Origin of the sequence: Kordiimonas sp. UBA4487 (genome assembly GCF_002389025.1) — a bacterium.
Lineage (GTDB): Bacteria > Pseudomonadota > Alphaproteobacteria > Sphingomonadales > Kordiimonadaceae > Kordiimonas > Kordiimonas lacus.
This window is the reverse complement of the sequence record NZ_DGNR01000003.1, coordinates 93,463-118,010: the sequence shown is the minus strand read 5'-3', so window position 1 is coordinate 118,010 and position 24,548 is coordinate 93,463. Positions and strand designations below refer to the sequence as shown.

Here is a 24,548-nt window from a genome sequence, read left to right as displayed (position 1 = left end):
AAAAAGGCGGGCAAAAGCCCGCCTTTCTCCTGGCACCGAAGCGCCAAATTCTTTTGACCTACTCGAGACCTGCAACGTCTGCGTGGCTGAGCCCCAGCGCCTTGACAACGCCGTTGAAAAACTCAACTTCAAACGGGCTAACCTTACCGTCAGCCTTCAGAACCTCAGCGAGCGCCGTTACAATCGAACAACGCTCAGCCGCGTCAACCTTGCCAGCGAGCTTGGAAAGCACTTTTTCAAGCGACCCTTCCTTATAAAGCGCCGAGTTGGCAGCAACGCGGATATCTTTCTCGCTCACTTCTTCACCAACAGCATCCTTCAGGATGCGCTGGACAGTGGAAACTTCAAGACCGGCGACGTTGCTGTCAGCAGCGGTAGCGCGCGACAGGGTCATGAACAGAGCTTCCCGAATTGCCTCTTTTTTATCGGCTTCGCTCAACTCTTTCCCGCGAAACAGCCCCGTAATGGTTTCAAGCTGCATTAGCGACATACTACCCCTCCGTTTAAACCCTTAAGAAATTACGTTATTGCGATACCAACCCAAATCGGCAGGCGGGTCAAGTACCATCATGGAATTTTGGCAAATGCCCAACATCGCTGTCGGGCTGCCCTGAGACCTTTAGTGGAAACTCCGGCGCGTGAAAACAAAATACATAACGCTATGGGAAAATATATGCCCGTGTGACAAAATATATATCCCTAGGGTGAAAATCTGATACTAGTGACATCGTGGTTTTTTTGTTAACCAAGAATCAGAGTTTTTGAGTAAGCCCATAAAAATTAATGTGTTTTAGGAACACGAACAAGAATGACTTACACCTATGAATATCCCCATCCGGCGGTGACGACTGACATTGTCATCTTCACTGTACGGGACGCCAAACTGAACCTCCTGTTGATCAAACGGGGAATGGATCCGTTCAAGGGATCGTGGGCCCTGCCCGGCGGTTTTGTCCGTATGGATGAAAGTCTGGACGAATGTGCCAAACGGGAACTTGAGGAAGAAGCCGGCTTGTCCGATGTTTATCTTGAACAGCTTTGCACGTTCGGCAAGCCTGATCGCGATCCAAGGGAGCGCGTTATCAGCGTCGCCTACTATACCCTGACGCAGTCGGAAGGCATGGAACTTGCCGCTGGCACAGATGCCGAAGAAGCGCAGTGGTTCCCCATTGATGAACTGCCGTCCCTGGCGTTTGACCACCAGGAAATCATCCAGGTGGCACAGGGCCGACTATCTGCCAAAATGGAATATTCCACCATTGGCCTGCAGTTCATGCCGGACGAATTCACCTTGTCGCAGCTGCAGACGGTTTATGAGCAGGCAATTGGTCGCGAACTTGATAAACGGAATTTCAGAAAATGGATTCTGTCTCTCAACCTGATTGAGGAAACAGGTAAGAAATTTTCTCGCGGCGCCCATAGGCCCGCGATGCTTTACCGGATTATTGATCCCAAGAGCGTAAAGATTATCCGTTGATTTTGACTGGGGGGTCGAGGCGGCAACGCTTTTGAAGCGGAAATTTGACTGAACATACGACTTACACAGCCTTTGTGTCCTACAGCCACAAGGATGACAAATGGGCGCGCTGGCTCCTAAAAGCCCTTGAAGCCTATCGTGTGCCACGTCATCTGGTTGGAACAGAAGGCGGCAACGGCACGGTTCCGGCAAAACTGACACGCATCTTCCGGGACCGCGAAGAATTGGCAGCAGGGGCACATCTGGACGCCAAGATCCAGGAGGCCCTAGAACAAAGCCAGACACTTCTTGTGGTATGCTCTCCAAACGCTGTTCATTCCTATGGTGTCAACCAGGAAATTGAACTCTTCCGCCAGATGCGCGGTGACGAGCATATCTTCTATATCATCAAGGACGGTGAACCACATGCTGAGGCACGAGGGTTTGATCCTGATCTCGAGTGCTTTCCCAAAGCCCTTCTTGACCACAGCTTGGAGACAACAACAGCCTATGGTGTCCCGCTAGCCGCCGATGCGCGTGCAAAGGGCGATGGCAAGAAAATGGCGCTGCTCAAGGTCATCGCTGGCATCTTGGGAGTCAATCTGGATACCTTGGTACGGCGCGACCTCCAACGCCGGCAGCGAAGGCTTTGGGGATTTATGGTGGCGGCTACAGCTGGCATGATGCTAACGACAGCCCTGGCAACCCAAGCTTACCTGGCGTCAAAGACCGCAGAGGAAGCGCTGGAGCATGCCCAGAGACAGCAAGATGAAGCTGAAAGCCTGATTTCCTACATTGCTGATGACCTGGGCAGACAGCTATGGCGTCGAGGCCATGTGGACATACTGGAAGCCATGTCTTCGCGTATTCTGGATCACTATGACGGCCAGAACAGCCCCGATATGGGCCCGAAAGAAATCGCGCGCAAGGTGCGGGGGCTTGCCATGCTGGCCCGGTCCCAACTTTTTAAAGGCGATACGTCGGTCCTGGGGGACCGAATCGCCGAACTTCGCACCGTAACCCTTGAAGTAATGCAAAAGCATCCTGTCGATACTACTGTGCTGCAAACCCACCTCAATACATTGAAACTGCTCAGTGACATTCGCCTGACGGACGGACGGTATGAAGAAGCCCGAAGCCTGATCGAAGAGCGGATCTCGACAGCAGAACGCCTTTACAGCCTTGAGCCGGAAAGGCATCCCGATGACAGAATGGAAATTGGCAATGCCTTGATTGATCTTGCTTGGGTCTACGCACACCCGTTTCAGCGTACAGACGAAGCTTACGAGATGATCAAGAAAGGCCTGGCCATCAGAATTGCCGTTGGCCTGCTGCCAAGAAATGTCGATAGCTACTATCGGCTCCAAAATGTTGCTGGTGGATACCATCACCTGTCGTCGATCCAGGAGATAACAGAGCCGCTGGCCGTGTCGATCGCATCCCGACAAAAATGCCTGGACACCTATCTGGAACGGCAGCAGCTTTCGCCGAACCAGCTGATTTACCAGATGCTGCGCTTTCGCTTTCACAATGAAATGGCCGAGTTGCTTTTGCATGCCGGGCGCATACCCGAGGCAAAGGATTTTTTGAATAAAGGCCAGACCAACCTCAAGAAACTGTTGGAAAACGACCCGGAAAATTATCGATACCTGGTCATGGTGGGGCGGGCAGACCTTATCCGCGGCCAAATCCTGATGGTGGAAGGGGAATGGCAAAAGGCCCAGGCCGCTTTATCAAAAGCCTTGGACCTATTAGATGCACAACATAAAAATTCGGTGGAAACGCTCGACGCAACAAACTGGCTTATGACCGCTGAAACGCTGCATGCGCTGGCGCAGGCCAATCAGGGAAACCTGGCGGACGCCGAGACCTCATTGGTACAGGTTGAGGGTGACATCCACTCACTGCCGCAACGTTTTTTCCAATCAATTTTTGGCAGGAAGATGCTGTCCATCCATATGAATGCACAGGCTGAAATCGCCGCAATGCAGGGCAACACCGAGTTGGCCCGTTCGCTCCGGTTGCAACTGGTCGACAAACTGGGAGAGAGATGGCGACAGAGCCATCCAGTGGTGCGTTTTGAGCTGATGAAAGCCTATATCAAAACAGCAAACCAGGCCGCCGCTTTGGAAATTGCCAAGAACCTGAAGGCTATTGGCTTTGCGCGTACGGACTTCCTGAATGCAATCGCAGAACTGGATCAACACACGCAAAATCAGATTGCCTCTGCGGGCAAGTCATGACGCAGAGATGCTATTCAGCCTTTGTGTCCTATAGCCACAAGGATGATAAGTGGACCAAGTGGCTGCTCAGCGCCCTTGAAACCTATCGTGTGCCACGTCATTTGGTGGGAACAGAAGGCGGCAACGGCACGGTCCCTGCCAAACTGACACGCATCTTCCGGGACCGCGAAGAATTGGCCGCCGGAGCACACCTGGATGCCAATATCCAAGAGGCCCTGGAACAAAGCCAGACACTTCTTGTTGTATGCTCTCCCAACGCTGTCCATTCTTTGGGCGTCAACCAGGAGATCAAGCAATTCCGCAAAATGCGGGGCGATGACCATATCTTCTACATTATCAAGGACGGCGAACCCCATGCACGAGCGCGAGGGCTCGACCCAGACCTTGAGTGTTTCCCAAAAGCCCTTCTGGACCACCACCTGGAAACGGCAACATCCTATGGCGTGCCTTTGGCAGCAGACGCCCGCGCAAAAGGCGACGGCAAGAAAATGGCGCTACTGAAAGTCGTCGCAGGCATCCTGGGCGTTAACCTTGACAGCTTGGTACGGCGTGACCTGCAGCGTCGCCAATGGCGGCTATGGGGAGTCACTGCACTGGCGGCCACGGGTATGCTCTTAACCACCAGCCTGGCCGTTCAAACCTATTTTGCGACAAAACGGGCCGAGGACGCCCTTCTTCTTGCGCAACAGGAACAGGACGAGACCGAAAGCCTCATCCAATATATTTCGGAGAGCATCAATCGACGACTTTGGCGGCTCGGGGAAGCAGATTTGACGAAAAGTGTCACTGAGCGCATGATCGACCACTATGAAGGCCAAAACGGTCCATTCATGGGACCACAAGAAACCGCACGGAAAATCCGGTCAATGCGATCGCTGTTGCGGACCAATCTGGTACATGGCCAACACGTCAAGGTGATCGCACTTGTGGAAGAAACGGCGAAAACAACCCGGTCATTGTTAGAAGCATCTCCGGACGACCTGACACTGATCGATTCTCATGCGCAAGCCCTTCAAATACTCGCCACTTCATACGCGATGGCCGGAGAGTGTGAAAAAGCGAAGCAGGTTGCCGAGGAAAGGCTTTCTGTCGGGACCGCTATGCGCGCCAGAGATGATGCAGCCTTTTATATGCGCGCAAGCCTTGGGAACGCCTTAGTCGACCGCGGTTTCCTTAAGTTGAACTGCGAGCTGCAACCCAAAAGCGCCGTGCATGACTTCAACGCTGCCCTCGAAATCAGGCAGGAAATGGCCAATCAGATAGAAGAATGGATTGGCTCCTTGGCCGGTGGCTACAGATTCCTGGGGTTGGGATATGAAATGGCGGACACGCTTGAAGCCTCTATCAATGCCCACCAGCAATCTCAAGAGCTCTATGAACGATACATGACAATCAAGCCCGATGAAGTGTTGGTGGAATTCATCCGGCACAAGTTTGCTCTTGAGATGGCTGAAACCATGATTAATGCAGGCCAAATTGACGGAGCCATCAAGAAAATATCATTGGCGAAGAATGGCATAAGTGTCCTGACGGCCAAGTACCCTGACAATAGGCACTGGGCTGCCCATCTAATATTTTCAGACTATTTGCTGGGCACGGCTGCCTTCATCAACCAAGAGTATGAAACAGCTTTGCGATTATTCAGTACAAGCAGCAAGAGCTTGGAAAAGCTAATGGGCCAGTTGGATAAAAGCGTCGCCAATCTGAACGGGCTGTTTGGCTCAAAAATCTCCCTCGCAGCCACAAATCTCGCCATCCAGCGCACAGAAGAAGCCGAGAAGCTTCTCAATGAAGTGACTGTGGCGTTAGAGTCCAGCCCAGAAAGGTTCTTCAACTCTATCGCAGGGCGTAAGATGATGGCACACTACCACACCACGATCGCAGCCCTTCACCAGGAAAAAGGGGACCTAGGCCGTGCCCGTAAGGCCAATCAGGCAGTTATCACTGCCTATGGCAAACACAGAGACAATGTCCATCCCGCTGTTCGGTTTGCACTAATGAAAGCCTATATAGATCTTGGCCAAGCTGAAGTGGCGTCCGAGATTGCTGCGAACCTCAAGGGCATTGGGTTCAAGCGGGCTGATTTCGAGCGTGCCTTAACGGTCCTCTCGCAAATGGAAACTCGTTGACACTCTGACGCGGCTACTGTTTCCTCTGCCTGGTTCCGTCCTTCCTTTCGGAAGCAATACCATTAAGCTTGAATGAAAAAGCCCGCCAGAAGACGGGCTTTTGTCTGATTTCGGTGAAAGCGCTGGGACTAGCCAGATACTTTCAGAAGCTTCTTGCCAAGTTCCTGGCTGCGCTCCAGCACCATGTAGGAATCCATCAGGATCTCCATGGTGTTGAAAGTTTGTGCTTCCGCGGCCAGATCGGCTTCTGAGTCTGCGCCAGCTGCCGGGGCCACGCCTGAAAGTGCAGAGGCAGACATTTCCTCGATCTTGGCTTCAAATTCGCCCTGAACCTTTTCGAACACACGGCTGGTTTCGCGCGTGCCGGCATAAAGGGAAGCGAACTTCTCGTCAGCGCCGTCTTTGTCTACCAGACCCTGATGGCAGGCCTGAACTTCAGCGAATGCCGCCAGAACCGTGCGGAACATATCTGTTGTCGCAACGATTTGCTGGTCAGCGGACATTTCTGCGGCGCCGTCAATGGCTGGCAGGCCATCCTTGTAAGCGGCGATCGGTGCAAGGCAAGTGCCTTCATAAGAAACGGATGCAGTGTCACCGGCGAATGCGCCTGTCGACCCAACTGCAACCCCAATAACCAAAGCGGCCAAGCGGCCTTTACTGAACATCATGTTATCTCCCAACATTCCCATTACTATTCCAATTCGCCCCACGAAGCCAAGATTTTGCCTTAAATTTTAGTAAATTGCAATTTTACTTTGGTTAACCATATTTATGGCGAAATTCCCGCACGGAATCAGCGCCTGGGCTCCAGGCCACACCTGAAGCCCGATAGAAAACTATGCCGCCAGCTGTTCATCCTGGCCCATCATCAGATATTCAAAAGCCGCAAGTGAAGCCTTTGCGCCTTCGCCCATGGCGACGACAATCTGCTTGTAAGGCACCGTCGTCACATCACCACAGGCAAAAATCCCGCCTTCGGATGTTTCACCCTTCTCGTTGATAATCACCTCGCCATAAGGCGACAGGTCAACAACACCCTTGAGGAAGCCGCTGTTGGGAACAAGGCCAATCTGGATGAACACACCGGCACCGTCCCATTGCTTTGTCGCGCCGGACGCCCGGTCCTGATACTGAAGCCCTGTTACCTTGCCGCCAGAGGCAGAGATTTCCTTGGTCGCCGCGTTCTTGACGATGGTGATATTATCTCGCTTCATGGCTTGGTCCACCAGCACCTGGTCAGCTTTCAGGTCCGGCAGGAACTCAAATACCGTGACTGATTTCACGATACCCGCCAAATCCAGTGCGGCCTCAATACCCGAATTGCCGCCACCAATCACCGCCACGTCCTTGCCTTTGAAGAAAGGCCCGTCACAGTGCGGACAATAGGCCACGCCCTGCCCTACATTCTCGTCTTCGCCCTGCACGCCCAGCTTGCGCCACTGGGCACCGGTTGCGACAATCAAAGACCGTGTCCGGATCTGCTCACCAGACGTCAGGGTCAGCGTCTTGACCGGGCCTTTATCAACTTGCGCGACCCGCACGTGCTCCTTCAGCGTCACGTCATAGTCATTCAGGTGCGCCGTCAGGGCGCCAGAAAGCTCGGGCCCGGTGGTCTTGGAAACCGAAATCAGGTTTTCGATGCCCATGGTATCCTTGACCTGACCGCCGAAGCGTTCGGCAATCATAGTGACCTTCAGACCCTTGCGTGCCGCATAGATGGCGGCGCTTACACCCGCGGGGCCACCGCCCACAACGGTAACGTCCTGAAGCGGCAAAGCATTCTGTGGGCCTGGCTTGGTGTCCTTGATGCCCGGGTAAGCTTCCAGAAGCTTGCTCACAATCACAGATGTATCGATCTTGCCTGTGGCGAACGGCTTGCCGTTCAACAGCACCGTCGGCACGCCCTGGATATTATTCTCAGCCACCAGTTCAGGATACAGGCCGCCGTCGATCATCTCAGAACTGATGCAGTCGTTGATGGCCGCGAACTGGTTCAGTGACTGCACAACGTCCGGGCAGTTGTGGCAGCTGAGGCTGACATACACCTGGAAATCCAGCTTGTCTGTGATGCCCGCAATCATCGACCGCAGCGTGTCGTCCAGCTTGATCGGCGTGCCCGACAGATGCAGGATCGCCAGCACCAGCGAATTGAATTCATGCCCGCCTGGAATACCAGAAAAGCGCACGCCACTGTCGGCGCCACCCACTTCCAGCAGGAAGCTGATCGGGCTCCTGAGAGAGGCTGTATCCCGCTCCTCAAGCGACAGGCGGTCGGAAACAGACGCGATCATTGTCAGGAAGTCCCTGAGCTCCTGACGTTTTGCATGCTCGCCAGCTTGCAGCACAAAGGTGATGTCCTTCTGCATGTTCGCGGTATAGCCCTTGAGGGCATTCAGAATATCATTGGTCAGCATCGGTCATTTTCCTGTTCTGCCGGGGGTTCGCGGGAGTTTGGCGCGCCGCATCGAGGGAGGCTGCGACGCGCCACAAGCTTGGCTGGGATTAGATTTTGCCCACGAGGTCAAGGCTTGGGGTCAGCGTGCTTTGGCCTTCTTCCCAGGCAGCCGGGCACACTTCGCCGTCATTCGCAGCCACATACTGGGCAGCCTTCACTTTGCGCACCATGTCCTTGGCGGACCGGCCGATGCCCAGGTCGTGAATTTCAGCAACCTTGATGATGCCGTCAGGGTCAGCCAGGAAAGTGCCGCGCAGGGCCTGTGCTGCTTCTTCGATCATTACATCAAAGCCACGGGTCACTGCACCGGTCGGGTCACCGAGCATCGGAAACTTGATCTTGCCGATGGCATCGCTGCTGTCATGCCATGCCTTGTGACAGAAGTGCGTGTCGGTCGACACGGCGAAAACCTCAACACCCAGGCGCTGCAGCTCGTCATAGTGGTTAGCCATGTCTTCAAGCTCAGTCGGACACACGAAGGTGAAGTCTGCCGGGTAGAACAGGAAGATGGACCATTTGCCCTTCACGTCAGCATCGGTAACGGTTTTGAACTCGCCGTCATGGAAAGCTTCTACTTTGAATTCAGGAATGGATTTGTTGATCATCGCCATTGGATATCTCCTTAATAAAATTCTGCGCGCCGATAGCGGCTGTTGAAGGCACCATATCCAAGCGAGTTAAATCTATCCAATCGATTATTTTTGATTTAATAATCGTTTTCATTGATAATAATACCCTCCTGTCGTCAAGTCACGCCCCGCTCGACCTGAAGGCAGGGCGCCAGCGCTGGTGGAAAGCACTCTACCCATGCTATTATTTGCCTCGGCCGCCAACAGGGCTGGCAAGGGAGCAAAACCATGAGCAACGCCACCGAAATCGAAACCCGCGATGGCCCGGAACTTCTGAACCTGAAGCCGCCTGTGCAACGTGCCGCCTACAGCGACCGCACGGCCTGGCAAATGGCTATTCTGTCGGAACTGGCTTACGAGAAATTCGAAAAATCACCCTTTACCAACGTTATGGGGCTGGCTGAAGAGCTGGTGCAATCCACCAACGCCAAACAGGCGGCAAGAAAACTGCTGGAACTGCAGGATTATTTCCAGTCCCCCACCACGGACGGCGAGAAACGTCTGGCTAAGATCCTTGAAGCCGCGGGGTTCGAGCTTGTCGGCACCTTCTATAACCAGACACTGGATGTGCTCAAGAATACCGAAGGCTATGTGGCCAAATACATCGGCGGCAGCCGGACACCCTTTGCCGTACTGGTGATCCGCGGCACTACATCCCCACAGGACTGGATCAATAACGCGGACGCTGGGCTTGAGGAAATTGGTGGCGGACGCAAAGCGCACAAGGGTTTTCACCGTGCGTTCACCGATGCCCAGACGGATATTGAAAAGCTGCTGCGGAAGACCGAAGGCCTACCGCTTTATGTCACAGGCCATTCGCTGGGCGGCGCAGTGGCTGTGATGGCCACTTGGTATTTCGCCCGGGACACACTGGCTGCCTGCTACACCTTCGGCGCACCTCGCGTGGGCAACCACGCCTTCAATGACGGCTTCAAAACCCCCATCTACCGCACAGTCAACGCCTTTGATCCGGTACCATTGGTGCCCCCAGCAGGCTTAACGATCTCCTTCTTCAAGCTGGCAGCGAAAACAATGGCCAAAATCGTTCCTGGCGGTGGCTTGTTCGACATTGCTGCAAACTGGCTAACCAAGGTTCAAGGTTACCGACATGCGGGGGACCTAAGACACATGACGGCTGGCGAAATGGATGAAAATGGCCTTTACCCCACCGTCAAATATTATACTCAGTTCGGCGTGACCGACCGATTTATCCGGCTTTGGCATTCCATACAGGCCGGCCAGATGAAACGGCTGGATACCTATCACAATATGACAATCTATCGTCGCAAGCTGCGCTCCCGCGCGCTGAAGCGCGCTCCGAAATAAACAGCCGGCGGCCTGGGCTCAACTCTTCCGCGATAAGCCCTTGTGCAAAAAGCTGTGTTCACACTGCTTATAGTCATGCCCACGGAAGTGAGCCCTGAAGCCTGAACACCCCTTTATCAGAAAGCCTGACAAGCATTCCGTGCGGAAGGTCAACCCTCTGTCTTCAACGAGGTCGCGTTACTTTGTTTTCTATCGACTTTTTTGCAACACCCCAGCAAAGCAAGCGACTTAATCCCCTATTTTTTCATTAGTTTATTCGACAGGGCGTTAACTTCGCCTTATAAATTCATTTGTATTCAAACAAAAAGCCTCGTTATTGGTCCAATCGTATTGGAGTATCCGCGCTTGCGCCGGACCCGAGGCTACACCGCGTACGCGCATAAAATAACACTGGGAGACGCTCTGTGATACCTGCCAAGAAGGCCCTGAAGCTAAGCCTTTTGACCTCTGTGCCGATCATGGCCACTGCCACTGCCACCGTTGCAGAGGACGTGGACTTTAGTACGATCGAAGAAGTCGTGGTAACTGCTACCAAACGTGCTGCCAGCACACAGGACATTCCTGTTGCCGTGCAGGCAATGGGCATGACCGCGCTTGAACAAACCGATGTGGATGTCTTTACCGACTATCTGCTTCAACTGCCTGGCGTATCCGCTGGCGGTAGCGGCCCCGGCCAGGGAACCATCTACATCCGCGGCCTGGCCTCCACAACGCCGAACCTGACCACCGCTGGCGTAGCAGGTCTTGCACCAAACGTTGCCCTGTATCTTGACGAGCAGCCGGTAACTCAGGTGGGTCGTAACCTTGACGTTTACGCCGCTGACCTGAACCGGATTGAGGTTCTGCCGGGTTCGCAGGGCACGCTTTTCGGCGCCAGCTCGCAGGCCGGTACGATCCGCCTGATCACCAATAAGCCAGACACGCTTGAATTTCAGGCCAAAGTGTCGGGCGGTGTGTCCTTCACCAAGGGCGGCGAGATGAGCGAGAAGGTCGAGGCAATGATCAACTATCCGATCATTGACGACAAGCTCGCGGTTCGCGGTGTATTCTATGTGGATAACCAGGGCGGTTACATCGACAACGTACCCGGCACCATCACCGCCGCTGAAAGCGCGCGCTTCAAAGGCGCCGAACAGCGCCCCAACGGGACAACAACCAGCCCGGGCTTCCAGGCTGGCGCTGATATGTCTGACGTGACTTTCCTTGAAGCCAGCAACCTGGCACTGGTGGAAGACAATTTCAACGACGCGTCCTATACCGGCGCACGTGTCAGCATGCGTTACTATCCATCGCCGGACTGGGAAATCAACCTGGGCCACACTCGCCAGCGGATCGACAGCGAAGGGGTCTTCTTCTTTGATCCTGAACTGGATGACCCGGATGAACTGTCTGTCCAGCGCTTCTCGCCCGACGAAATCCGTGACGACTTTGACAACACAGCCCTGACCATCGAAGGCCGCATTGGCGCGCTTGAAGTGGTGTATGCCGGCGCCTACCTGAACCGCGACACAGACCAGACGGTGGACTATACCGACTATCTGTTCGTGGGCCAGTATCTGCCTTACTACATCTGTGACGCATCCGTGACCTATCCGGGCGACGCTGCACCGTCCGGCACCTGTCAGGCACCAAACCTTTATGTCGGGTCTGAAACCGAAACAGAGGTATGGACGCACGAACTGCGGTTCAACACCCCGGCTGAAAAGCGCGTACGGGCGACATTCGGTGGCTTCTACAGTGACCAGACGCTGATTGAGCGCAACGACTTCACCTACCCCGGTTCCCAGTTCGCGGAAAGCTTCACGCCAGGCGTGTTTGGCTGGCCGCAAAATGGCCCGCTGCCTGGCTCCAGCGTCAGCGACCCGAACCCGCGGCCTGTCGGTGTGATCTTCTTCAACGATATCACTCGCACAGACAAACAGGTCGGCCTGTTTGGTGAAGCCACCTTCGACGTGATCCCGGACACACTCTCTGTCACCGCCGGTGCGCGCTGGCATGATGTTGACGTTCGCCTGAAGGGCAGCGCCAACTCGTCCTTCTTCAACTTTGGCGGCGAAGACGTGAATGCCTTCGGCACCAACCTGGATACGCAGTTCGACGGTACCCAGGTGATCAACGGCGTACCGGTTCCAAAAGGTGCTGAAGCCAAAGGCTGGGTATTCAAAGGGAACGTGTCCTGGACACCGAACGAGAATACGCTCCTGTACTTCACTTATTCTGAAGGCTTCCGCCCTGGCCTGCCTAACCGCCCAGCGGGCGCAGGTGGCGGTGCTGTACCAGCCGTGGTCCGCACGGACGAAGTTACCAACTATGAACTGGGTTGGAAACTGGACCTTATGGACAATAGCCTCCGCTTCAACGGTAGCGCCTTCCTTGTCGACATTAAGGACCTGCAGACCACCATCTTCGACGCCACTGTGACAAACCTGTTCTTCTCGGATAACGCGGCTGACGCGCAGATCAAGGGGATCGAGGGTGACCTGCAGTGGGCTTCGCAGTCCATACCGGGGCTGACTGCCTTCGCAGCCTTCTCTTTCCTCGATACCGAGGTCAAGGAACTGGTCGGCGCCAGTGTGGCCATCGCACAACCGGGTGAAGACCTTTCCTACGCACCAAGCTTCCAGGGTAACCTGCGCGTGCGCTACGAATGGCTGATGGACAACGGCCTTGAAGCCCACATCCAGCCTTCACTTGCCTATTCCGCGTCGTCCTATTCGGACATCGTGCTGATCAACCGCGCCGAACAGGACAGCTACTTCCTGATGGGCATGGCATTCGGCGTACGCAAGGACAACTGGATGGTTGAAGTGTTTGGTGAGAACCTGACCGACGAGCGGGCACAACTGAACAACAACCTTGTGTTCGACCACGAGCGGATCACAACAAACCGCCCTCGTACATTCGGCGTCCGCTTCTCTGTCGACTATTAAATTCGGCTGAAAACCCAAAGAAATTCGAAGGCGCTCCACATTGGGGCGCCTTCGCTCTTCCCCCCTCGCCCCAAGCCGCTATAGTAGGCCCATCATGCAGGACAATTCCCAGATAGAAGCGCTCAAGCAAGCGCAGAAATTAATCTATGACGGCCGATTCACCGACGCTTTGACCAAGCTGAGCGCCGTGCTTGAAGCCGCGCCGGGGCATATCGATGCGCTCTATATGAGGGCCGTGTGCGAACGCTATGCTGGCCAGATGGATGCCGCACTCACTACCTTGAGCACCCTCAAGCAAGCCAGCCCTGAATTTGGCCGCGCGCTTCAGGAAGAAGGCCATCTGTACCGAACCCTTGGAAGGAATGATGAAGCCTTGGCGGCCTATCAACTTGCGTGCCGCGCCAACCCGGCACTTGTGGCCAGTTGGCAGGCGCAAGCCGAGTTGCTCGCTGCCGCCGGGCGGCAACAGGATGCCCATCAGGCCGCAGCACAGGCAGCCCGCCTGTCTGCCCTCCCGAAAGAGCTGCAGGCAGTTACCAATTTCATTTATGAAGACAAACTTCTGAAGGCCGAAAAGCTGTGCCGTGCGTTCCTGCGGCGCAACCCCAAGCATGCTGAAGGCATGCGCCTGCTGGCGGATATCGGCATCAGGTTCGGTGCACTGGAAGAAGCTGAGTTCCTATTGGAAAGCGCGCTGACGTTCGAACCCGCAAACGTGCAAGTACGGCTCGACTATATTGCTACCCTCAGGAAACGGCAGAAGTTCGACCAAGCGCTCAAGGAAGCGAAAGCGCTGCACGACAGCGATCCGGAAAACCCGATATTCCTGAGCCATTATGCCATCGAGAGCCTGCAGGCTGGCGATTATGGCACCGCACTTGAAACCTTCGACCGCATCCTGGAAAAACTGCCCAATGACGCCACAACATTGACGTCCAAAGGCCATGCGCTCAAGACCATCGGCCAGCAGGATGAAGCTGTTGCTGCCTACCGCGCAGCATTTAAGGCCCAGCCCGCACATGCAGATGCCTATTACGGGCTCGCAAACCTCAAGACCTACCGGTTCGAGGACGCTGAAATCAAAGCCATGGAACAGCAAGCCAGCACCGGCACCCTGCCGCTTGATGGCCGCATCCAACTCCATTTCGCGCTCGGCAAGGCGTACGAAGACCGGGAGGAGTACGACCGGTCCTTCGGCCACTATGAGGAAGGCAACGCGCTGAAGCGCCACCAGTGCCGCTATAAGGCCGACCAGATGGAGGAAGAACTCCAGACCCAGGCCGCAGTATGCACAGCCGAGCTGTTCGAGCACCACAGCGGTAGCGGCTGCCAGGCGCCTGACCCCATCTTCATTGTGGGCCTGCCGCGCGCAGGCTCGACGCTCCTGGAGCAGATCCTGGCCTCCCACAGCCAGGTTGACGGCACCATGGAACTGCCTAACATCCTGTCACTTGCGCACAAATTGAGGGCGCAGAAAAGTGTACAGGCGGAAGACGGCTACCCGAAAAGCCTGTGGCACATGAGCGCTGATGAACTTCGGGCCTTTGGGGAAAAATATATCGAGGACACGCGTATTCACCGCGGGGACGCACCCTTCTTTATCGACAAAATGCCAAACAACTTCCGCCACATCGGCCTTATTCAGTTGATCCTGCCGAACGCCAAGATCATTGATGCCCGCCGGGACCCGATGGCCTGCTGCTTCTCCGGTTTCAAGCAACTGTTCGCCGAAGGCCAGGAATTCACCTATGGCTTGACCGAAATTGGCCGCTATTACCGTGACTATGTGGCCTTGATGGACCATTGGGACAGCGTGCTGCCCGGGAAGGTACTGCGGGTGCAATATGAAGATGTGGTGGCTGACCTTGAAACCCAGGTACGGCGAATCCTCGACCATTGTGGCCTACCGTTCGAGGACGCGTGCCTCGAGTTCTTTAAGACCGACCGGTCTGTTCGCACTGCAAGTTCGGAACAAGTACGCCAGCCGATCAACACCAAAGGGCTTGAGCCCTGGCGCCCCTTTGACGCCCACCTGGCACCGCTCAGGGACGCGCTTGGCCCTCTTGTGGGTCAACAGGCATAAATAAGATATCCAACCAATGCCCTAATTGGGGTATGATGGGCACACCGGAAACAGCCGGAGAGCCAGATGCTCAAGATACTAAGCCTATCGCTTGCCCTCCTGATGGGGACCAGCACGCCCGCCTTGACCCGTGACGTGCCTTTGCCCGATGCCGTGCGCATGACAGCGACTGACTGGCCGCCTTTTGCCGGCAAGGACCTGCCAGACCAGGGCGCCTCCATCGCCCTCATCCGCGATGTCTTTGCACGAGCAGGCCTGCCCCTTGAGGTGAAATTCGCCGCATGGCAACGCAGCCTCACCACGGCACTGGCCGACGAAGGATTCGTAGCCACCGGCCCGGTTTATTATTCCAAGGACCGCGAGGATATCTGCCATTTCTCTGCCCCGATTGGCCAAAGCAAAGTCGGCTTTGTCCAGCGTAAGGACACACCGATCCGCTGGGAACAGCTCGAAGACCTCACAGGCGTGCGCATTGGTGCGGTGTCCGGTTACGTCAATGAAGCCGAATTTGACAAGATGGCCCATGACCAGACGCTTGATGTCAGCACCGTTCACAACGACGCACTCAATTTACGGCGCCTTGCCTTCGGCCGGATCGACCTGGCGGTAATTGACGAAGCAAATATGCGATATCTGCTGTCGTCCGACAAAAAGCTGGAGCCTTACCGCGAGCTTCTGGAGATGAACAGCCGGTATCTGATCACCAACGACCATCTGATCTGTTTCAAGAAATCCGATACAGGCGAAAAGCTGCGTGACCTTTTCAACGCGCATTATGACGCTGAAAAAGACGGCGGGCTTCTGAGCGCCAAGATTGATGAAATTAGCCGCTGGATGGCAGCGCGCAACCAAATGGATGCGCGCTAGCCCATGTCAATTGACTAAACCCTGGCGATATTCAGGAAGTGAACATGCTTGTCATACTGGCTGAGGATATCGTGGATCAGCTGGTCTTCTGAAAAGCCGTAAACATCATAATGCTGACTGCCTTCCAGCAGATGCACTTCTGCCCGGTAAAACCGCTTACTTTCCACGCCCTTGCCGATATAGGAAAAATCAGGCTGCAACAGAGGCCGCATCTCAACGCCATACAGGAAATCCGTCTCGCTGCCGTGCAGAATACGAATTTCAGTGCCACCGGCGCTAAGTTCCACTTTCGCCGCATGGTCGCTTTCGCTGATTTCCTTGGCCACTTTCTCAAGCGCAGGCCTCACCCGCGTCGCCATAAAGGCTTCGATTTCCGTGGCAGTAGGATAGCTGAGGATCGCATCCAGCCGCTGTTTCCAGGAGACACCCTGCCCCATCACCTGCACATCAGGCGCGACCCGCGCACCCATCTCCTTGGCTGCCTCCATCCTGAGGCCGCGCATCAAGCCCATACAGGCCAGAATAATCACAAAGGTAAAAGGAAGCGCGGTGGTAATCGTGGCTGTCTGCAAAGCACCAAGGCCACCCGTGACCATCAGAACTGCGGCCACAACACCTTCCGTGACGGCCCAGAACACGCGCGTCCAAATCGGTGGATTCAATTGCCCGCCTGACGTGATGGTATCGATCACCAGCGAGCCAGAGTCCGACGATGTGACAAAGAAGGTGATGATCAGAATAATGGCAATGAAGGACACAATGCTTGAACCCGGCAAGTGTTCCAGAAAGGCGAACAGTCCTAACGGCATATTCGTGCCCACCATCTCAGCGATACTGCCCTCGCCGGACAGCTCGAAGGAAAGCGCGCCGTTGCCGAAAGCCGTCATCCAGATGAACGTAAAGACGGACGGCACCAACAAGACGCCAAAGACGAATTCACGGATCGTGCGACCACGCGAAATACGGGCAATGAAGATGCCCACGAACGGCGACCAGCTGATCCACCAACCCCAATAGAACAGGGTCCAGCTCGCCATCCAGTCATGGTCGCCCGAATAGGCATTCAGCCGGAAGCTGCGGTCGATCACGGTACCCAGATAGAGGCCGATGTTCTGGACAAAGCTGTTGAAGAACAGAAGCGTCGGACCGGCTACGATAACAAACAACAGCAACAGGCCCGCCAGAATCATATTCAGCTCTGACAGCCGCTTGATTCCTGCATCAAGGCCAGAGACCACGGAAATGGTGGCACAGCCCGTGATGGCAGCAATCAGGATCACCTGCACTGTGCTGTTAAGTGGGATATCAAACAGATGATGAAGCCCGGCATTCACCTGCGACACGCCAATCCCCAGAGACGTAGCCACGCCAAACAGTGTGCCGATCACCGCCAGTGTATCGATGGTATGACCCAGCGGCCCGTGAATACGCTCCCCAATCAAGGGATAGAGCGCCGACCGGATGGTCAGCGGCAGATTGTGACGGAAGCTGAAATAAGCCAGCGAAAGCCCAACCACTGCATAGACCGCCCAGGCATTGACACCCCAGTGAAAGAAGGTCACCTGCATGGCTTCCTTGGCGGCCTCGATGGTCCGGGGGTCAGCGTCTGGCGGTGCCAGATAATGCATCAGCGGCTCGGCCACCCCGAAGAACAGAAGCCCAATGCCGATACCTGCCGAAAACAGCATGGCGAACCAGGAAATGAAGCTATAGTCAGGCCGAGAATGGTTCGGCCCAAGCCGGGTATTGCCGTGACGGCTGAAACCAAGATACAGGCAGAACACCAGGAATCCGCTGACCGCCAGCATATATACCCAGCCTGTGGTTCGTGCCACCCAGTCCTGAACAGCGCCAAATATGCCTTCCGCACTCTCTCCCGCGACAACAGCCGCCAGAACCAGAAGCCCGATCACGATGGCTGCCGGGAAAAACACGGGAGGGCAAATCCCCGCCCAGGAACCAGACCGGCCTTTTTCTTTCGTCGCGAACATCGGGGAACCACCTAAATAATTTGATTTCAAACATTATGACAAATTCGGCCCTTCCGGCCAAAACAAAAGAAAACAGCCACCTTTTTCAAGATGGCGTCAGCCTTTTCACGTCGGTACTCAGTCATAAACATTTGAACTCGATAGAACAACCCTTTCCCTTGCACCGTCCAACACCGATGGCCCCAGCCACAAGCCTTCCCCCATAGGGAACAGCCCACAAAAGAAAGGGGCGCGCAGAAGCACGCCCCAAAAGTCCTGCTGAGGAAACCGTCTAGAAGTTGGCGGTCAGCTTGGCATACAGGCTGCCACCACCCAGACCAGCAGGGTGATTAAGTGGATAAATGGCACCCAGGAACCCACCGTCGCGGCCAGTAAAGCCCGCTGTGGACCATTCGTCCGGGTAGGCATCAAAGAGGTTCTTCGCACCTACAGCCACCTGGAGCATTTCATTGATATCCCACGTAACCTGCGCATCCACGATGAACATGCCCGGCGTTACAACCGGCAGCGTGGCATCGTTAAAGAGGGATTCGTACGCTTCACCATAATGGTTCACACGAACAAGCCCCGTGAACTGGCCAACCGAGTGGCTGACAGTCAGGGTTGTGCGTGTGCTTGGCAGCGCATCTTCGATCTCCCGCTCACGACCATCACTGATGGTGGCGCCGCGGTCTGTTACCTTGGTGTCCGTATAGTTGAACGCCAGGGTGATGTTGGTGCGGCCATTGTCCCAATCGATCGGGTAGTTGGCCACGATATCAACGCCTGTGGTGTTGGTATCAAAGTCGTTCACGAAGAACTGCACCTGACTGATGGTTGCAGCTTCTGGGTTCCCGAGATCGATCAGTTCCTGCCGGCTGGCATCATCAATGGTTGCTGATGTCAGCGACACGCGGTCTTTTACGGTGATATCGAAGAAATCAACCGTCAGATCCACCGCACCCAGTTGAGCGGTGAAGCCAAGGCTGATGTTTTCAGCCTTCTCCGGGTCCAGCTGCCCACCACCGAAGAATTCGGCGATCGGGTCTGTACTGGCGATCACCAGCTGTTCGATCAGCTGACCGTTAGCAAAACCCGTCGAGGCCCGCTGCAGGTTCGACTGACCAAGCGTTGGTGCCCGGAAGCCGGTGCTGAAGGCACCCCGAATGGCGAAGGCATCAGTCACATTATAGCGCGCCGCGATCTTGCCGTTGAACGTATCGCCAAAGTCGGAGAAATCCTCATACCGGGCCGCCGCACTCATCAGGAAGCGGTCGGTGATATCGGCCTCAAGGTCCAGATAGATACTCTTACTGTTCCGCTTGAAGGTGCCAGCAACCTTGTCGCTGAACCCCTGGAAGCCGTTTGAACCCACTGAGAAGCCCTGGTCCACATAAGGGCCGGCCACATAGGATTCTTCCTGACCTTCTTCAATTTCGAACTGCTCGCGGTGATATTGGGCACCGAAGGCGATATTGAGGTCAGACGCGAAAGCATCCACCGCCACAGGAATAGAGAAATCCGCATTCATGACGGTTTCAGACTGGATCTGGCTGCCAAGCTCGAACGCGGTTGGCGTGTTCGGCCCAAGCGACGCATTCACCGTGTTGTAGATCTCATAAGCTACATCGTTCTTGCCGTGGTTGATGCTGATATCATAGCGGCCAGTCTCCAGCATGTCGCCGCGCACGCCCGCAGAGGCGCTATAGTCAACAACCTTGCCGCCAAAGCGTGGCGTAAAGCCGCCCGGGAACAGGGACTGGAAGGCAAAACAATTGCTGGGTGCCGAATTGATGAAGGCTTCGGCGTTGGCGAAGCTGTCTGTCGGCAGTGGGCCAACCGGGCAGCCGCCCGCACCTGTTGTATCAGCAAACAGCACGTTGCCATCAGCCGCAAAAACGCCGGACCGGTTTGTCGGATTCCGGTAGAAGAAGCTGCCGTCAACATCACGCGTAGCATAGTTACCGAAGGCGTAAAGTTCAGACATGCCCATCGGGATCGCTGAGTTAACGATGACCTTATAGTCATTCTTCACTTCTGGGGCACCCCAGACCACCACAGGGTCCTGGATCGGGAAGCCCGCATCCGCAAGCGCGGTGGCGCCGCTGTTGGTGCCCTCACCGTCCTGCACGCCACGGCTTGTGGGTTGGCCGTCTTTCACCTGGAAGGCGAGCGTTGCAAAGCCCGTGTCGCCAACATGCGTACCGAACGCGCCGGAAACTTCCCAAGTTTCACCATCGCCCTCATAGGCCTGCGAATATTGCGCTGTGATGCGCCGCACTTCCGGATCATCGATCAGCGCATAGTTCATCACACCCGCGATGGCATCAGACCCATACTGGGCTGCCGCACCATCACGCAGCACTTCAACCTGCTTGAGCGCAGCGCCGAAAAGTGGATTAACATCAACACCTTGTGCGCCACGGTTCACACCCGATACGAATTCACCCACAACCGCACCACGGTGACGGCGCTTGCCGTTCACCAACACCAGCGTATGGTCGGATGGCAGGGCCCGCAGGTTGACCGGGCGCACCAGTGTTGCCGCGTCACTGATCGGCTCGCGGTTGGCATTGAAGGACGGGATGCTGGAGGTCAGCACGTCCAGCATATCCGTGCTGCCGTGTGCGTTCAGGTCGTCGCCGCTCAGGACATCCACCGGCACGGCGGCATCCATCGCAGAGCGCGCGTCTGCCCGGCGCGAACCCAACACCGTAATTTCCTCAAATGCGAAATTCTCATTCGTGTCCGCAGATTGCTCCTGCGCATTGGCGCCACTGAGCGCTGTACTGGCCAGAAGGCATGACAGGAAGGCTGTTCTGGGGACACCCATCTGCCTGTTTGCTTTAGCTTTAAGTTTCATGGTCGGAACCCCTCCGTTTTAAAAAATCCGGCTTGCTCGCTTTTGCACCAAAGCTGGCGACAGCCGGCCACTTTCTCCCTGATAGGATTAATGAATTATAAGAAGGGGACCCCAGCATGTGTCGCTGTAATTGGGAAAAATCAGTTATTTTATCTAGCAAAACAAAAGATCAGCAGCACATTATGCTGCACCCTGTACTAGCCCTATACTTACCCATGATTTAGACGTACGACCCGCGAATTTTGGGATTATTTAATCTTGCTTTGATGGGCGGCTGCCCCCGGGGAATGGGAGGTCGTCGGGGGCAGCCTGTTCGAACCGGGACCCTATCGCTTACACAAAGGGGGATGAGTAACTGCGGTTTTGCACCGAATGGCGAGTGCCGCGGGCCCCGGTCCGAAAAGGCTATCGCTTAGCTGACCATCAGAATGGCAGGGTCGCCACCGCTGGCCATGATATTCACGGACAAGGTCTTTTCCGTCGCAAATTTATAGAGGTAGCGTGGCCCGCCGGCTTTATAGCCCGTACCCGAGAGGCCCTGCCCCCCGAACGGCTGGGAGCCAACAACCGCACCAACCATATTGCGGTTGATATAGGTGTTGCCCACAGGCGCTTTTTTGAACACCTCACGCCAGCGGCTTTCCATACGGGTATGGATGCCAAGTGTCAGGCCATAGCCGGTTGAAAAGGCTTCCTTCAGCTTTTCCTCAAGCTGGCTTTCTGCGTAGCGAACAATATGCAGGATCGGGCCGAATTGTTCTTCGCTCAGCTCCGTTATGCTGCCAATCTCGAAGAGGTGCGGTGCAATGAAAGTACCGTTCGCACAGTCGGCTGGCAGCTCCAGCGCATAATGGTTATCGCAGCTTCTGGCCATATGGTAGCAGTGCTCGCCCAGCTTGTCGGACGCCCGGCGGTCAATCACCGGCCCAACGTCCGTATCGATATCAGCGGGCGAGCCGATCTTCAGCGTATCCATCGCACCCTTGATCATATCGATGGCGGCATCGGCGATGTCTTCCTGCAGGTAAAGAACCCGCAGAGCTGAACAGCGCTGGCCCGCGCTTTTGAAGGCCGATTGCACCACATCGTCCGTGACTTGTTCGAGAAGCGCCGTGCTGTCGACAAACATCACGTTCTGGCCGCCGGTTTCGGCGATGAACGGCACAATCGGACCGGGCTTCATGGCCAGCACGTGGTTGATGGCGTGCGCCGTCTGGGTGCTGCCCGTGAAGGCCACACCACCCACCGCTGGATGCTGCACCAGTTCGCCACCCACGGCGCCGTCGCCCGGCAACAGCATGGCCACATCTTCCGGCACACCCGCCTTATGGAGCGTCCGGATCGCCCGGTCGGCGATAATCGGCGTTTGTTCTGCCGATTTGGCCAGAACCGTGTTCCCGGCCGCGAGAGCAGCCACCACCTGGCCAACAAAAATCGCCAGCGGGAAGTTCCAAGGGCTGATGCAAACAAACACGCCGCGGCCATGCAGGCCAATGGTGTTTTCCTCACCCGCCGGGCCAGGCAGGCTGACGTAATCGGTGAACTCGCGCTCAGCCTGACCCGCATAATAGCGGCAGAAATCTACGGCTTCACGCACTTCCGCCACGGCATCGGGGTAAGTTTTCCCGGCTTCACGCACCAGAATGGCAATCAGCGGGATCAGGTCAGCCTCCAGCATGTCAGCCGCCTTGTTCAAAAGCACAGCCCGCTTGGCACCGCCAAGACGGTCCCACGCTGGCTGGCTTTTCCGCGCCGCGTCAAAGGCAGCGCCAACCTCATCAGGCGTGGCATAACGCACAGTGCCGATAATTTCGGTGTTATCTGCCGGATTTGTCACTGGCCGGCCACCATCCTGGCCCGGGCGTACGCCAGGCACCAGCGGTCCTACATCGAAGCTTTCACCTGCACAGTCCTTGACTGCCTGGGTCAGTTCATCCAGCACGGCGGCTGACGTCAGGTCGAGCCCCATAGAGTTGTCACGAGACATGCCGAAAATCCTTTTTGGAAGAGGAATACTGGGGTGACGAAACTCGTTCAGCCCCCGCGTCACTTTGATTGGGTCCTGCACAACGTCGGCAGGCGGAATGGATTTGTCCATAAAGCGGTTCACAAAGGAACTGTTGGCACCATTCTCCAGAAGCCGCCGCACCAGATAGGCCAGCAGATCCTTGTGGCCGCCCACAGGCGCATACACCCGCACCGGCGGGCAGACTTCCTGCCCCTGGAAGGCGACATCATACACAAGCCGCCCCATGCCGTGCAGGCGCTGGAATTCAAAACCGCCCGCCTTGCCCATGGCCAGATAGGAAATGGCTGCAACCGTATGGGCGTTGTGGGTGGCGAACTGGCCAAACAGCCGGTCGCTGCGCTTCAGGATTTCCTGCGCGCACACAAGGTACGACAGGTCAGACGTGGCCTTGCGGGTGAAAACCGGGAAATCTTCCAGCCCCTGTTCCTGCGCGTGCTTGATTTCAGAATCCCAGTAGGCGCCCTTCACCAGCCGCACCATGAACTTCATGCCGACGTCACGACTGAGGGCATCCAGCCAGCTGATCACTGGCAATGCGCGCTTGCCGTAGGCCTGCAAGACAAGCCCGAAACCCTCCCAGTCCTGCTGCACCTCACCGCTTCTGACCACGCCTTCAAAAATATCGAGCGATAGTTCAAGCCGGTCCGCTTCCTCAGCATCAATACTCAGCTTCACACCAAGGAACGCTGCCACCGATGCAAGTTCAGTCACACGCGGCAGCAAGTCCCGCAGCAGTTCTTCGCGCTTGGTATATTCATAGCTGGGGTGCAGCGCCGAAAGTTTGATCGAGATACCCGACCTGTCATAAACGCTGTTGCCAGCGCCTTGTTCGCCCGCTGCCTGAATCGCAGCCATGTAGGCTTCGAAATAGCGGTCAGCATCCGCAAAAGTCCGCGCGGCTTCTCCCAGCATATCGAAAGAATAAAGCTGGTTAGGACCATAGAGCTTCTTGCCGCGCGAGATGGCTTCATCCATGGTCTCGCCCAGCACAAACTCCGCCCCCAACACCTTCATGGCCTGCATCATGGCGGCACGGATAACCGGCTCGCCCAGACGGTGGATCATGCGGCCCAATATGCGGTCAGGCGCCCCTTCTTCGGCTTTGCCCAGCGCAATCACCTGACCGGTCAGCCGAAGGCCCCAAGTTGAGGCATTGACGAAAAAGGAATCGGCATGGCCGATATGGGCCGCCCATTCACCCGGCGCGATCTTGTCGGCAATCAGGGCATCGCGGGTTTTCTTGTCCGGCACGCGCAGAAGCGCTTCGGCCAGGCACATGAGCGCGATGCCTTCCTGGTTCGACAAGCCATACTCCAGAAAGAAGGCATCCATCAGGGGCTGCACGTCTTTCTGTGTCCGGGCGTTTTCCACCACACGGCATGCGGCAGCTTCAATCTGCTCTGCGCCGTCGTCCGATATTTCACACTGGTCCAGCAGGCGCTGAACCAACACCTCTTCATCCAACAGTTTGCTGGATGCAATTTCATTCCTCAGGTTTTTGAGATCACACATGGCATACATCTTTCACCAACACTTCCCTGCCGATGATCGTAGGAAAGAAGGCGCAG

Annotated in this window: 14 protein-coding genes; 7 read left to right on the top strand and 7 right to left on the bottom strand. The window is 55.8% G+C overall.

Annotated features, from left to right (window positions below; genetic code table 11):
• Window positions 1-58: 58 nt before the first annotated feature.
• Window positions 59-490 (bottom strand): TerB family tellurite resistance protein, encoded by a 432-nt coding sequence (locus B3Z17_RS01855; RefSeq protein WP_074519297.1) that lies wholly within the window; start codon window positions 488-490, stop codon window positions 59-61.
• Window positions 491-808: 318 nt separating this feature from the next.
• Here B3Z17_RS01855 and B3Z17_RS01850 point away from each other — a divergent pair, with 318 nt between their 5' ends.
• The 3 genes from B3Z17_RS01850 to B3Z17_RS01840 are packed head-to-tail and all read left to right on the top strand — an operon-like array spanning window position 809 to window position 5,828.
• Entirely contained in the window at window positions 809-1,477 is a 669-nt protein-coding gene (locus B3Z17_RS01850) for an NUDIX hydrolase (RefSeq protein ID WP_286828344.1), read from the top strand.
• A gap of 44 nt (window positions 1,478-1,521) precedes the next feature.
• Window positions 1,522-3,699: a toll/interleukin-1 receptor domain-containing protein gene (locus B3Z17_RS01845; RefSeq protein WP_286828343.1), complete on the top strand. Its 2,178-nt coding sequence runs from the start codon at window positions 1,522-1,524 to the stop codon at window positions 3,697-3,699.
• Window positions 3,696-5,828 (top strand): toll/interleukin-1 receptor domain-containing protein, encoded by a 2,133-nt coding sequence (locus B3Z17_RS01840; RefSeq protein WP_286828342.1) that lies wholly within the window; start codon window positions 3,696-3,698, stop codon window positions 5,826-5,828. The genes B3Z17_RS01845 and B3Z17_RS01840 overlap by 4 nt, the downstream gene beginning before the upstream one ends.
• 128 nt (window positions 5,829-5,956) lie before the next feature.
• On the opposite strand, the gene B3Z17_RS01835 is transcribed toward B3Z17_RS01840, so the two are convergent.
• The 3 genes from B3Z17_RS01835 to ahpC all read right to left on the bottom strand — a co-directional run bounded on the left by B3Z17_RS01835 (window position 5,957) and on the right by ahpC (window position 8,894).
• The gene (locus tag B3Z17_RS01835; RefSeq protein ID WP_139167419.1) at window positions 5,957-6,496 is read right to left on the bottom strand and encodes a hypothetical protein; all 540 of its coding nucleotides are present in this window, start codon (window positions 6,494-6,496) and stop codon (window positions 5,957-5,959) included.
• A 168-nt stretch (window positions 6,497-6,664) separates the two neighbouring features.
• Entirely contained in the window at window positions 6,665-8,242 is a 1,578-nt protein-coding gene (gene ahpF / locus B3Z17_RS01830; protein WP_286828341.1) for an alkyl hydroperoxide reductase subunit F, read from the bottom strand.
• 88 nt (window positions 8,243-8,330) lie between these two features.
• A complete protein-coding gene (gene ahpC / locus B3Z17_RS01825) occupies window positions 8,331-8,894 on the bottom strand; it encodes an alkyl hydroperoxide reductase subunit C (protein ID WP_286828340.1) in 564 nt (187 codons plus the stop codon).
• 246 nt (window positions 8,895-9,140) lie between these two features.
• Between ahpC and B3Z17_RS01820 the strand changes: the two genes are divergently transcribed.
• From B3Z17_RS01820 to B3Z17_RS01805, 4 genes are all read left to right on the top strand, one after another.
• On the top strand, window positions 9,141-10,238 hold the full coding sequence (locus B3Z17_RS01820) for a lipase family protein (RefSeq protein ID WP_286828339.1): 1,098 nt from the start codon (window positions 9,141-9,143) through the stop codon (window positions 10,236-10,238).
• Between the two features lie 404 nt (window positions 10,239-10,642).
• The gene (locus B3Z17_RS01815) at window positions 10,643-13,168 is read left to right on the top strand and encodes a TonB-dependent receptor (RefSeq protein WP_286828338.1); all 2,526 of its coding nucleotides are present in this window, start codon (window positions 10,643-10,645) and stop codon (window positions 13,166-13,168) included.
• Between the two features lie 94 nt (window positions 13,169-13,262).
• Window positions 13,263-15,251: a tetratricopeptide repeat-containing sulfotransferase family protein gene (locus B3Z17_RS01810; protein ID WP_286828337.1), complete on the top strand. Its 1,989-nt coding sequence runs from the start codon at window positions 13,263-13,265 to the stop codon at window positions 15,249-15,251.
• Window positions 15,252-15,317: 66 nt separating this feature from the next.
• On the top strand, window positions 15,318-16,118 hold the full coding sequence (locus B3Z17_RS01805; protein WP_286828336.1) for a substrate-binding periplasmic protein: 801 nt from the start codon (window positions 15,318-15,320) through the stop codon (window positions 16,116-16,118).
• 14 nt (window positions 16,119-16,132) lie between these two features.
• On the opposite strand, the gene B3Z17_RS01800 is transcribed toward B3Z17_RS01805, so the two are convergent.
• The 3 genes from B3Z17_RS01800 to putA form a co-directional block, all read right to left on the bottom strand.
• Window positions 16,133-18,109 (bottom strand): BCCT family transporter, encoded by a 1,977-nt coding sequence (locus tag B3Z17_RS01800; protein ID WP_068305335.1) that lies wholly within the window; start codon window positions 18,107-18,109, stop codon window positions 16,133-16,135.
• A gap of 271 nt (window positions 18,110-18,380) precedes the next feature.
• Window positions 18,381-20,951, bottom strand: a complete 2,571-nt coding sequence (locus B3Z17_RS01795; RefSeq protein ID WP_286828335.1) for a TonB-dependent receptor plug domain-containing protein — start codon at window positions 20,949-20,951, stop codon at window positions 18,381-18,383.
• A 412-nt stretch (window positions 20,952-21,363) separates the two neighbouring features.
• Window positions 21,364-24,492, bottom strand: a complete 3,129-nt coding sequence (putA, locus tag B3Z17_RS01790) for a bifunctional proline dehydrogenase/L-glutamate gamma-semialdehyde dehydrogenase PutA (protein WP_286828334.1) — start codon at window positions 24,490-24,492, stop codon at window positions 21,364-21,366.
• Window positions 24,493-24,548 lie beyond the last annotated feature (56 nt).